The sequence below is a fragment of the Achromobacter deleyi genome, from assembly GCF_013116765.2.
Taxonomy (GTDB): domain Bacteria; phylum Pseudomonadota; class Gammaproteobacteria; order Burkholderiales; family Burkholderiaceae_B; genus Achromobacter; species Achromobacter deleyi_A.
Map to the genome: position 1 here is coordinate 441045 of NZ_CP074375.1, position 12043 is coordinate 453087.

A 12043-nucleotide genomic window follows, 5' to 3' on the forward strand; every position below is an offset into this window, starting at 1 on the left:
CTTTCTCCAGGGAATGGCGCCGGGGTTTCCCCGGCGGTTGCGGACGATGTGTCATTGCTTACCGGGATTGTATAAAAACGTTTCAGCCCGGAAGCGCAATCGTCCGAAAAAAGGTGGAGGAACGCATAAAAAAACGGCCCCGGATTACCGGGGCCGTCTGGCAGGCTGCGAGGCCTGGCGGGCGCGTGAGGCTTAGACCTCGATTACGTCGGCCACGTCCTTGTAGTCCGCGATCTTGTCGAAGTTCAGGTACTGATAGATCTGGTCGCCGCTCTTGTTGATGACGCCCATATCCGACATGTACTCGTCCTTGGTCGGAATCCGGCCCAGCTTGGAGCAGATGGCGGCCAGTTCCGCCGAACCCAGGTACACGTTCGTGTTCTTGCCCAGGCGGTTCGGGAAGTTGCGGGTGCTGGTCGACATGACGGTGGCGCCTTCGCGCACTTGTGCCTGGTTGCCCATGCACAGCGAGCAGCCCGGCATTTCCGTGCGGGCGCCGGCGGTGCCGAACACGCCGTAGTGGCCTTCTTCGGTCAGTTGCGTGGCGTCCATCTTGGTCGGCGGAGCAATCCACAGCTTGACCGGGATGTCGCGCTTGCCTTCCAGCAGCTTGGAGGCTGCGCGGAAGTGGCCGATGTTGGTCATGCAGCTGCCGATGAACACTTCGTCGATCTTGGCGCCGGCAACTTCCGACAGCGTCTTGACGTCGTCGGGGTCGTTCGGGCAGGCCACGATGGGCTCATGCACGTCGGCCAGGTCGATTTCGATGACGGCGGCGTATTCGGCGTCGGCGTCCGGAGCCAGCAGCTGCGGATCAGCCAGCCAGGCTTCCATGGCCTTGATGCGGCGGCCCAGCGTGCGCTCGTCTTCGTAGCCGTTGGCGATCATCCACTTCAGCATCACGATGTTGCTGTTGATGTACTCGATGATCGGTTCTTTGTTCAGGTGCACCGAGCAGCCGGCGGCCGAACGTTCGGCGGAAGCGTCCGACAGTTCAAAGGCTTGTTCGACTTTCAGGTCCGGCAGGCCTTCGATTTCCAGGATGCGGCCGGAGAAGATGTTCTTCTTGCCTTGCTTGGCGACCGTCAGCAGGCCTTGCTTGATGGCGTACAGCGGAATGGCGTTGACCAGGTCGCGCAAGGTGACGCCGGGCTGCAGCTTGCCCTTGAAGCGGACCAGCACCGATTCCGGCATGTCCAGCGGCATCACGCCCGTGGCGGCGGCAAAGGCCACCAGGCCCGAGCCGGCCGGGAACGAGATGCCGATGGGGAAGCGGGTGTGGGAATCGCCGCCGGTGCCGACGGTGTCGGGCAACAGCATGCGGTTCAGCCAGGAGTGGATCACGCCATCGCCCGGGCGCAGCGAAACGCCGCCGCGCGTGCTGATGAAGTCAGGCAGCGTGTGGTGCGTCTTGACGTCCACGGGCTTCGGGTAGGCGGCGGTATGGCAGAACGACTGCATGACCAGGTCGGCCGAGAATCCCAGGCAGGCCAGGTCCTTCAGTTCGTCGCGGGTCATGGGGCCGGTGGTGTCCTGGCTGCCGACCGAGGTCATCTTCGGCTCGCAGTAGGTGCCCGGGCGCACGCCCTTGCCTTCCGGCAGGCCGCAAGCGCGGCCGACCATCTTCTGGGCCAGGCTGTAGCCGCGGCCGGAGTCGACCGGATCCTTGGGCAGGCGGAACAGCGTGGAGGCCGGCAGGCCCAGCGCTTCGCGCGCCTTGGCCGTCAGGCCGCGGCCGATGATCAGCGGAATGCGGCCGCCGGCGCGCACTTCGTCGAACAGCACGTCGGACTTCACTTCGAATTCAGCGATGACTTCGCCGTTCTTGATGGCTTTGCCGTCGTAGGGGCGCAGTTCGACCACGTCGCCCATTTCCATCTTGGAAACGTCGAGTTCGATCGGCAGGGCGCCGGCGTCTTCCATGGTGTTGTAGAAGATCGGGGCAATCTTGTTGCCCAGGCACACGCCGCCAAAGCGCTTGTTCGGCACGAAGGGGATGTCTTCGCCCGTGAACCACAGCACCGAGTTGGTGGCCGACTTGCGCGACGAGCCCGTGCCGACCACGTCGCCCACGTAGGCGACCAGGTGGCCCTTGTCCTTCAGCGATTCGATGAACTTGATCGGGCCGCGCTTGCCGTCTTCTTCGGGTTCGAACGCGGCGCCGTCGCGCTTGTTCTTCAGCATCGCCAGGGCGTGCATCGGGATGTCGGGGCGGGTCGTGGCGTCGGGCGCCGGCGACAGGTCGTCGGTGTTGGTTTCACCAGGCACCTTGAAGACCGTGATGGTCAGGCTTTCCGGCAGTTCCGGACGGCTGGTGAACCATTCGGCGTCGGCCCAGCTTTGCAGCACTGCCTTGGCGTTGGCGTTGCCGCGATCGGCCTTTTCCTTCACGTCGTGGAAGGCGTCGAACATCAGCAGCGTCTTCTTGAGCGCATCGGCGGCGATGGTGCCGATTTCCGCATCGTCCAGCAGTTCGACCAGCGGGCCAATGTTGTAGCCGCCGAGCATCGTGCCCAGCAGTTCCGTCGCCTTGGCACGGCTGATCAGCGCACAAGCTTCCTTGCCCAGCGCCACGGCGGCCAGATACGAGGCCTTGACCTTGGCGGCATCGTCCACGCCGGCCGGCACGCGGTGGGTCAGCAGTTCGACCAGGTTCTGCTCCTCGCCAGCGGGCGGGTTCTTCAGCAGTTCGATCAGTTCAGCGGTTTGTTTGGCCGTAAGGGGCAGCGGGGGGATCCCCAGAGCCGCGCGTTCGGCAACGTGTTGGCGGTAAGTATCCAGCATGTGAGGCCTGCTCAAAGTCGGGTTGGAAGAAGGGTTGTTCGCCGGAATTGTAGAAGGAAGTAGGGGCGGCAAGCAAATGTCTTATATCTTATATAAGACTTGGCAGCGCCGTTGTTGCTTCAGGGCTACGCCGGGCGGCGCCAGGGGAGGGCCCGGGCAAGGAAAAGGCGGCCGTCGCGGCCGCCTTTTCCGGGGAAACGCGGCTGGCGCCTAGCGCGCCACCGCGTCGTACACCACGCCGACACGGGCGAAGTTGCCCCCATATTGCTTGACGCTCACTTCGAAGGGCGCACTGTCGCCCGGCGGGAGCCGGGGCAGCCGCAGCTCCTGGAAGCTGGCGCCGGACAGCTTGTCCTGGGCGTCGTACAGGCTGACCCACACGCGCACTTTTTCCACTTCGGACGGGCTGTCGTTGCGGACCCGGCCCTGCACCGTCACGTACTTGTAGCGGTAGCGGTAGCTGAAGTTCAGGGTGCCGGTGCCCACGGCGGCCTCGGTGTGTTCCACTGTGACGGCAAGCTGGGGACGCGGCCCCGGGAGGGCGGCGCGCTTGGCTGGCAGCCAGCCGGTCTTGACCTCGGTGTAGCGGTCGACGCGGCCGCTGAGCGCCACCGGCACCCTTTCGCCGGGGTACAGGTTGGCGGGCAGGCTCCAGGCCTGGCGCAGGTCCAGTTGGCGCGAACCGTCGAAGACCGCGATTTCCGCGCGGGGCGCGATGGCGACGTACTGGTCGCTGGTATTGACCAGTTCCGCGTACAGGATGGGCCGTTCTATCTCGTCGAGCAGCCGGCGCGGCGCCGACAGCTTGAGTTTGGCCGGGTCGAACAGGGCGAAATCCGGGTCCAGCAGCTCTTCGGTGGTCAGGCGAACGTGGTCGATGACCCGCAAGCTGGCCGGGCTGACGCGCACGATGCGGCTGGGCGGGGCTTCCTCCCGGGGCGCCGCGGCGGCGGGGGCGAGGGCGGACCGGGCGGCGGGTAGCCCGCTCCATGGCAGGATGGTCGTGTACTTCCACAAGGCGAACCCGCCCGCGGCAAGCAGGATCAGCCCGAGTCCGGCCGCGGCCGGCGCGGACAGACGCCTGGAATCGGAGGGGTCAGCTTTCACTTTGCACCATGTAATCGTAGGACGCGACCTGAGCGTCGCCCAGCATCTCGCAGCGCACGTCGAAAGACGTCAGCGCGCCGGGCGCAAGCGGGCTGGCCGTGGCGTAGCCGTTGCCGATGCCGATCAGCTTGCCGTCCGCGCCATACAGCATCACGGTGATCTGGGTGCTGTTGGCCGGGTCGGCTCCCTGGTTCCTGACCAGGCCGACCAGGCGGTGGCTGCCGTCGTTCCGGACCAGCTGAACCTGGCTGGCGGCCACGTCGTTGTTCTTGCCGCGGGCGGGCGACGGCGTGCCGACCTGCAGGGTGTAGCGGGTGTATGCCTTGTCCGGCGCCGAGATCGTCATGGGGGTGTATTCGCCCGGCTGCAGCGTGCGCGCCGGCGCCGAGCCCGATGAGGACGACAGCGACAGCTCGCCCTGGAAGAATGACGCCGTCACGCGGGGCACGTCGATTTTCCTGCCGGTCTCGTTGCGCACCATCATGACCAGTTGCGAACGGCCGCGCGTCTTGATTTCCTGGACGTCGGTCAGCCTGACCAGCGAGGCGTCGATGGGCGGGGCCGCGGCCGGGCGGCTGGGCGTCGCGGGGCGGCCGGAGCTCATCAGCGACCCGGCCACCGGAATCAGGACGGCGGCCAGCACCACCAGCCCGATCGCCGCCAGCGCGGCCGGCTTGACCTGGGCCTGTTGCGGCCGCTGGATGTTGCGCAGGATTTTTTCAAGCCGCTGGGCGACGTTGTCCTCGACCAACGTGACCGCAAGGCAGTGCTTGCACTGGTATTCGTTGGTGTCCAGCTTGGTGAATTGAGCGCTGCCGCAGGTGGAGCAGGTCAGGGTCACCGTATTGATCGTGGTCTGTTTGGGGGTCATTCTCGCAGGACAGGCGTGCCAGCCCCGGGCGGCGACCCGGGATGGGCGGCAAGGGCAAGGCGTGACGGGGCTTGCTGGGCGGCAAGGATAGCGGCAGGCCGGCAGCGCCGTGGTGCATGAGCGCATCCGGTTGTGACAAGATGTGTGAGATCGCGCCCGCGAGCCGCCGGAGCCTCGGAAAACCCGGTGCTATCATCGCGGGCTTCAAGCGATTAACCCCCGCGTCAACCCATTGGCACGCCGTTTCCCGTCGATCCGCTCCAGGCCGCCTTGCCGCAGCCGGGGTAGAGCCGAGGCTGGTCTGGCCCTTCCCCGCGCATGAGTATTCTTCAACACTTGCTGTTCCTGGCCTGCGTGGCGCTTGCCACCTATGCCCAGACGATGACCGGCTTTGCCTTCGGGCTGGTGCTGTTGGGCCTGTCCGGCGTGTTCCAGCTGGCATCGGTGTCCGAGGTGGCCAATGTGGTCAGCGTGCTGTCGCTGGTGAACGCCGCGGTTACGCTGGCGCGCGCCAGGCCGCAGGTGAACTGGTCGCTGCTGACGCCGGCAATGATCAGCAGCCTGGTGGGCGTAGGGGTGGGCGTTGCCGCGCTGACGTGGATCAGCGGATCGATGGCGGTGTTGCTGCAGTTGCTGCTGGGCCTCACCATCCTGGCTTGCGCCGTGTTGCTGGTGGCGCGCACCCAGCCGCTGGCGCAGCTCTCGTCGCGCGCGTCGTCGGTGTTCTTCGGCAGTGTGTCGGGCGTGCTGGGCGGGCTGTTCTCCAGCGCGGGGCCGCCCATGGTCTATCACCTGTACCGGCAGCCCTTGCCGCTGGCGACGATACGCAACAGTCTCCTGATCCTGTTTTCGGTCAACGCCCTCGTGCGCCTGGCGCTGGTGACCGGGCAGGGCGCCTTCATGGCCTCGTCGTTCTGGTTGAGCGTGCAGGCGCTGCCGATCGTGATCGGGGTGACCTGGATGGCGCGCCGCTATGGCACGGCGGATTCGATGAAGACCGTCAAGCGCATGGTGTTCGTGCTGCTGCTGGCCGCCGGCCTGGGCCTGATCGTGCCCGCGTCCCGGATACTCGCGACGGGGTGATCCGCCGCGAGCCCAGCCGCCAAGGCGCGGCGCTAGCCGCGTTCGCCGGTGATGTAGCGCTCAAGTTCGTGGATGATGAATTTCTGCTCGCTCATGACATCCTTGACCAGGTCGCCGATGGACAGCAGGCCGATGAGCTTGTCGTTGTCGATGACCGGAAGGTGGCGGAAATGCCGCTCGGTCATCATGGCCATACAGTGCTCCCGGGTGTCCGCGGGACCCACGTAGTAGACCGAATCCGTCATGATGTCGCGGACTTTGGTGGTGCGTGAGGATCTGTCCTGCAACACGATTTTGCGCGCGTAGTCGCGCTCGGTGAACATGCCCAGCACGACCTCTCCTTCCACCACCACCACGGCCCCGATGCTGCGTTCGGCCATGGTCTTGACCGCGTCGAAAACCGATGAGTCTGGTGAAACCGTCACGACGGCGTGATTGGTTTTTTCTCTGAGAAGCTCAGCAACTGTCTTCACGATGTGCTCCCGAATCGCTGGTGAGGTTCGAACCCGGCCCCCGTGCCGCACCGGGCGGCTGGCGGGCGCCACGGCCTGACCATGCTCCATCCTAAGCCTGCCTGCCGTGTTGCCGCAAGCGGGAGGGCTTATTTCGTGTTTTTGTCGCGAAAGGCCTGGCTCGCCATTTCGCGCAGGTTACGTGTGGCGCTGCGTTCCGTGGCGGGGTTCCATGCCAGCGAAATGCCGATCGAGGCGTCGGCGGGAAAGTCCGCCAGCGTCTTGTAGACGACGCTGGTGCCCGGATGGCGCCGTCCGCCGGCAGGCACGAGCGCCACGCCCAGCCCGCTTTCCACCAGGCTCAGCAAAGTCTGCACCTGCACCGCTTCCTGGGTGATACGCGGCGTGAAACCGCGCAGCTGGCAGGCGTTGATGGCGGCCATGCGCAGGCCCGCGGCCTCGGTGGCGGTGTACATGATGAAGGGCTCTTCCGCCAGATCGGTCAACCGGATGCGGCCGCGGCGCCCCAGCGGGTGCGTCTTGGGCACAGCCAGCGCGAAGTTCTCGGTTGTCAGCGGCGCAAGCCGCACGTTCGATCCCATGGCCACCGGCACGCGCACGATGCCGACTTCCAGCGTGTCTTCCTCCAGCTCCTGCATGATGCGTATCGACGTGGCCTCGCGCAGCACCACCGTGACGCCGGGATAGCGCTGGCGGAACAGCGGCAGGATGCGCGGCAGCACGTCGTGCGTGGCCGAACCCACGAAGCCGATGCGCACCGTGCCGCCTTCGCCGGCGGCGCCGGCCCGCGCGGCCAGGCGGAACTGCTCGGCGTGGAACAACGCGCGGCGCGCCTCGTCCAGGGCGGCCAGGCCGGCCTCCGTGAGCTTGACCCCCTGGCGGCCGCGCAGGAACAGCGCAACGCCCACCATCTCTTCGAGCTTGCGTATCGATACCGACAGGGGCGGCTGCGACATGTGCAGCTTTTCCGCGGCGCGATGGAAATTGAGCGTTTCGGCGAGGACGAGAAACTGCTGCAGGTGGCGAAAATCCATGGCGAGGGCGCGTGGCGTGGTCGGCCCTGCATGATACGGCGCGCGTATCGGTCCGGGCATCGGTGCTATCCCTTTCGAATCAGGCAATCACGCCTTGCGCGCGCAAGCCGGCCAGCGCGGCGTCGTCCATGGCCAGGGTCCGCGCCAGCACGGCGTCGGTGTGCTCGCCCAGGCGCGGCGGTGCGACGGGTTCGCGCGGCGGCGTGCCCCGCAAATGCAAGGGAGAGCGCATGAGACGCAACGAGCCGTGCCGGGCATCAGGAGCCTTGGCGATCAGGCCGCGCGCCGCGATTTCGGGGGCTTCGAGTGCCTCGTTCACGCTGCGCACCGCGCCGGCGGGGATGCCGGCGGCGCGCACGCGGGCCAGCCAATCGTCCGTGTCCGCGCCGGCGAAGATCGCTTCCAGTTCCGGGATCAGGCGGTCGCGGTTCAGCACGCGTGCGCGGCTGGTGGCGTAAGCCGGATCCACGCCCCATTCCGGGCGCCCGAGCAAGGCGCAGAGGCGGACGAATTGCGCGTCGTTGCCCACAGCCAGCGCGAACGAGCCATCGCGCGTCCGGAATATCTGATAGGGCACCACGGTGGGGTGGGCGTTGCCCAGCCGCCTGGGCGCCTCGCCTGCCGCAAGATAGCCGGCGCCGACGTTTGCCAGCACGCTGACCGCGCCGTCCAGCAGCGCCAGATCGATATGCTGGCCCCGCCCGGTGCGCATGCGCGCCAGCAGCGCGGCAAGGATCGCCTGCACGCCGTTCATGCCGGTGACGAGGTCCGTGATTGCCACGCCCAGCTTCATGGGCGCGCCATCCGGTTCACCTGTGATCGACATCAATCCGCTTTCCGCCTGGATCACGAAGTCGTAGCCCGGTTCGGCCGCGCGCGGGCCGCTGCGTCCATAGCCGGTGATCGAGCAATAGACCAGGCGGGGATTGATCCGCGCCAGGTCCTCGTAGCCCAGGCCAAAGGCCTCCAGTGCGCCGAGCCGGTAGTTCTCGACCAGCACGTCGGCCTGCCGCGCCAGGTCGCGCACGATGCGCTGGCCTTCCGGATGCTTCAGATTGACGGCGACAGACTCTTTGCTGCGGTTGGCGCACATGAAGTAAGTGGACTCTCCGTCCACGTCGGGCGGCGACCAGCTGCGGGTGTCGTCGCCCTGGCCGGGGGCTTCGATCTTCCACACTTCCGCGCCCAGGTCGGCCAGCGTCTGCGTGCACCACGGGCCCGCCAGCACGCGGCTCAGGTCCAGGACGCGCATGCCGGCCAGCGGCAGATCGTCGCGCGGGTTTGTGCTCATGCGCCTTCCTTGCCATAAAGCGCCGTGCGCAGGTAGGACAGCGCGTCCGAGCCGTTCGCGATGGCGTCGCCGCCGATGCGTTCATGCCAATGCGATTCCGATCCGCCTGCCAGGCGCCATTCGCGCAGCCGCCGCGTGTAGAGCTGCAAATCGTATTCCTCGGTGATGCCGATGGCGCCATGCACCGCGTGGGCGATGTCGGCCACCAGCGGGACGGCCTGGCTGGCGCGGGCCTTGCCCAGGGCCGCAAGCAAGGGCTGGGGCAGGCCGTCGCGGCCCTGGAAGGCCAGTTGCGCCGCCATGCGGGCGGCCCACACCTGTTCGGCCATCACGCTGATCTGCTGCTGCACCGCCTGGAACCGGCCGATGGGCTTGCCGAATTGCGCGCGCTGGTTGGCGTAGTCCAGTGTCATCGCCAGCACCCGGCCCATGGCGCCCGCGATGAGTCCCGCATGGGCGGTTGCGGCCAGTTCGGCGAGCGGAGCGGCGTCGCCGACGCGTTCGGCGTTGTCCAGCGGCCAGGAGGCTTCGGCGTCCAGGCTGCCATGCACCCCATTGGGCTGGACGCATGCGGCCCGCATGGGCAGCAGCCAGGCCTGGCCATCGATGCCGGCCAGCACGTAGTCGGCCGTGCGCGCCCATGGCACGCTGACGCCGGCGACCCGCTTGCCGTCGATGGCCAGCCCGTGTGGGGCCAGGGCGATGGAGCCGGTCGGCTGCGGCCGCTGCGCGCGGCTCAGCCAGGCGCGCGCCAGCAGCGTGTGGGCGATGGGGTAGGGGCACAGATGATGGCCAGCGGCCACGACGATGGGCAGTGCGTCGGCCAGGCCCAGGCCGGCGCCGCCGTGCTCCTCGCGCACCAGCGCGTCGGCGAAGCCCGCGTCCTCGCAGGCCTGCCAGGCCTGCGTCGGCGGCTGTCCCTGCTCCGCGCGGCGGATCACCTCCGGCGTGCAGGTTTGCGCAAAGAGGCGTTCGGCGGCGTCGCCAAAGATGTTGTCCATGACTGTCGTCCTTATCGAAGGCCAAGACCGCGGGCAATGATGCCGCGCAGAATTTCACGCGTGCCGCCGCGCAGCGAGAAGGTGGGGGCGACCTGCTCCAGATAGGCCAGCGTGCGCAGCAGGGGCGGGGGGGGCGGCTGGTCGGGGCGGCGTCCCAGCGTGTCGCCGATCAGGCGCGGGATGGCCTGTTCGAGTTCGGTGCCCAGGTCCTTCACCAGCGATGCCTCGGTGGCCGGACTGAGCCCCGCCGCCAGCTTGCCCGCGACAGCGAGCGACATGGCGCGCAGCACCGCCATTTGCGACAGGATGCTGCCCAGCGCCGCGCGGCTGGCTGCATCGCCGGACGCATCGCGGCAATGCGCCAGCCAGCATTCCAGCAGCGCGATGCTGGAGTACAGGCGTTCGGGCCCGCTGCGCTCGAAGGCCAGTTCGGCGTTCACTTGCGCCCAGCCGGCGCCTTCCTCGCCGATCAGCGCGTCGGCCGCCAGCTCCACGTTGTCGAAGAACACTTCGGAGAAATGCGCGTCGCCCGCCAGGTCTTCGATCGGTCGGATCGTGACGCCGGGAAGCGACAGGTCCACGATGACCTGCGACAGCCCCTGGTGCCGGTCCGCGGGGGAGCCCGAGGTCCGCACCAGCGCGATCATGTAGTGCGAGCGATGCGCATTGGTTGTCCAGATCTTGCTGCCGTTCAGACGCCATCCCCCGGCCGCGGGCTCGGCCCGTGTACGGATGCTGGCCAGGTCCGATCCGGAGCCGGGCTCGCTCATGCCGATGCAGAAAAAGGCCTGGGCCCGGCAGATGCGCGGCAGGTAGAAGGCTTTCTGGTCTGGCGTGCCGTACTTGAGGATCAGGGGGGCGCTCTGCCGGTCGGCGATCCAGTGCGCGGACACGGGCGCGCCCGCGCCCAGCAGTTCCTCGGACAGCACGAAGCGCGCGAAGTGGCCGCGCGCCGCGCCGCCGTGCTCGCGCGGCAGGGTCAGGCCCAGCCAGCCGCGTTCGGCCAGCTGGCGGCTGAAGCCCGCGTCGAACCCCATCCAGGAGCGGGCGCGCTCGTCGGGTTCCAGGCCGTCCAGCGTGTCCGCCAGAAAGGCGCGGACGTCGGCGCGCAAGGTTTCGTCCTCGGGGGGGATGGCGGTGAGTTCAAGCGTATCTATCATCGGGCGCTCCGGTGCGGGCAAGGGCGCCGCAGCACAGGCGCCGAAGTCCACTATCCGGGAACGCGCTGAAAGCTGTCCAATATTATTTTTTTGATTTCCGATACGCATGGTGTATCGGCAGGTTCGCGCCCCGTGATACCCCACGCATATCACGCGCGAAAAAATTAATATTAGACGGCACCTGCCCGCATGCCTACGCTGCCTGTAGCGCCGTGTCGCGCCCCGCGCGGACCGAGCGACAACAACAAAGGAGACAAGCATGAACAAGGTGATGCGCCTGTTGGCGCTGGCCGGGGCCGCGTGGCTGGCGCAACCCGCGGGCGCCGTCCACGCGGCGTACCCGGAGAAGCCGATCCGGCTGATCGTGTCGTTCCCGCCGGGCAGCGGCACCGACAGCAACGCCCGCTATGTGGCCAGGAAGATGGAGGAAAAGCTGGGGGTGGCGGTCACGGTGGAAAACCGCCCGGGCGGCAACAGCTTCATCGCCGCGCAGGCCGTGGCCACGGCCGAGCCGGATGGCTACACGCTGCTGCTGGCCAGCAATTCTCCGGTGGCGACCAACGCCGCGATGTTCAGGCAGCTGCCCTACGATCCGGTCAAGGATTTTGCGCCGGTGGCGCGGCTGGGCTACGGCGCCATGGCCCTGGCGGTGAAGTCCGACGCGCCTTACAAGACGGTGGCCGATCTGGTCGACGCGGCGCGCCGGCGGCCGGGCGAACTGAATTTCGGCAGCGGCAGCGCGTCCTACCAGATCGCCACCGAACTGTTCCTGTCGATGGGAGGCATCAAGGCCAACCATGTGCCGTATCGCGGCGCGGCGCCCGCGCTCACGGACCTGGCGGGCGGACAGGTGGATTTCGTGTTCGCGGACTACGGCGCGGTGATCCCCTTCGTTCAGAGCGGCCGCATGCGCCTGCTGGCGGTCACCGGCGATACGCGCTTGCAGAGCGCGCCCGATACGCCGACCTTGCAAGAGTCGGGATTCCCGGGCTATTACATGGTGAACTGGACGGCTGCCTTTGCGCCCGCGCGCACGCCGGCCGCCATCATCGACACCTTGTCCGAGACCTTGCTGGCCATCTACCGCACACCCGATGCCGCGGAGTTCCTGGCGCGCACGAACTGGGAGGTGTTCCCGGTGGGGCCCAAGGAGCTGGGCGATTTCCAGCGCGCCGAAATACGCAAGTGGGACGAGGCCGCCCAGCGCGCCGGCATTCCGAAACAATAGCCCGCAGTCTT

At 67.4% G+C, this 12043-nt stretch carries 10 protein-coding genes; 2 read left to right on the forward strand and 8 right to left on the reverse strand.

All coding sequences use genetic code 11. The features are described 5' to 3' along the window. Positions 1-192 precede the first annotated feature (192 nt). From acnB to HLG70_RS02010, 3 genes are all read right to left on the reverse strand, one after another. Positions 193-2784 carry a bifunctional aconitate hydratase 2/2-methylisocitrate dehydratase gene (acnB, locus tag HLG70_RS02000; RefSeq protein WP_171665486.1) on the reverse strand — a complete coding sequence of 864 codons (2592 nt, stop codon included), beginning with the start codon at positions 2782-2784 and terminating at the stop codon, positions 193-195. 210 nt (positions 2785-2994) lie between these two features. After that, positions 2995-3891: an FxLYD domain-containing protein gene (locus HLG70_RS02005; RefSeq protein WP_171665484.1), complete on the reverse strand. Its 897-nt coding sequence runs from the start codon at positions 3889-3891 to the stop codon at positions 2995-2997. After that, positions 3881-4762: an FxLYD domain-containing protein gene (locus tag HLG70_RS02010; RefSeq protein WP_171665482.1), complete on the reverse strand. Its 882-nt coding sequence runs from the start codon at positions 4760-4762 to the stop codon at positions 3881-3883. The genes HLG70_RS02005 and HLG70_RS02010 overlap by 11 nt, the downstream gene beginning before the upstream one ends. 318 nt (positions 4763-5080) lie before the next feature. Between HLG70_RS02010 and HLG70_RS02015 the strand changes: the two genes are divergently transcribed. Then, positions 5081-5845, forward strand: coding sequence for a TSUP family transporter (locus tag HLG70_RS02015; RefSeq protein WP_171665480.1), 765 nt, complete (start codon positions 5081-5083; stop codon positions 5843-5845). Positions 5846-5877: 32 nt separating this feature from the next. On the opposite strand, the gene HLG70_RS02020 is transcribed toward HLG70_RS02015, so the two are convergent. The 5 genes from HLG70_RS02020 to HLG70_RS02040 form a co-directional block, all read right to left on the reverse strand. Then, positions 5878-6318, reverse strand: coding sequence for a CBS domain-containing protein (locus tag HLG70_RS02020; protein ID WP_171665478.1), 441 nt, complete (start codon positions 6316-6318; stop codon positions 5878-5880). 128 nt (positions 6319-6446) lie between these two features. Next, complete coding sequence (locus tag HLG70_RS02025) at positions 6447-7352, reverse strand: LysR family transcriptional regulator (RefSeq protein WP_171665476.1); 906 nt, start codon at positions 7350-7352, stop codon at positions 6447-6449. Positions 7353-7431: 79 nt separating this feature from the next. Next, positions 7432-8643, reverse strand: coding sequence for a CaiB/BaiF CoA transferase family protein (locus tag HLG70_RS02030; protein WP_171665474.1), 1212 nt, complete (start codon positions 8641-8643; stop codon positions 7432-7434). Continuing rightward, a complete protein-coding gene (locus tag HLG70_RS02035; protein WP_171665472.1) occupies positions 8640-9644 on the reverse strand; it encodes an acyl-CoA dehydrogenase in 1005 nt (334 codons plus the stop codon). The genes HLG70_RS02030 and HLG70_RS02035 overlap by 4 nt, the downstream gene beginning before the upstream one ends. An 11-nt stretch (positions 9645-9655) precedes the next feature. Beyond that, positions 9656-10804 carry an acyl-CoA dehydrogenase family protein gene (locus HLG70_RS02040; protein ID WP_171665470.1) on the reverse strand — a complete coding sequence of 383 codons (1149 nt, stop codon included), beginning with the start codon at positions 10802-10804 and terminating at the stop codon, positions 9656-9658. A 259-nt stretch (positions 10805-11063) separates the two neighbouring features. Between HLG70_RS02040 and HLG70_RS02045 the strand changes: the two genes are divergently transcribed. Further along, positions 11064-12032 carry a Bug family tripartite tricarboxylate transporter substrate binding protein gene (locus HLG70_RS02045; protein ID WP_171665468.1) on the forward strand — a complete coding sequence of 323 codons (969 nt, stop codon included), beginning with the start codon at positions 11064-11066 and terminating at the stop codon, positions 12030-12032. The last annotated feature ends 11 nt before the right edge of the window (positions 12033-12043 follow it).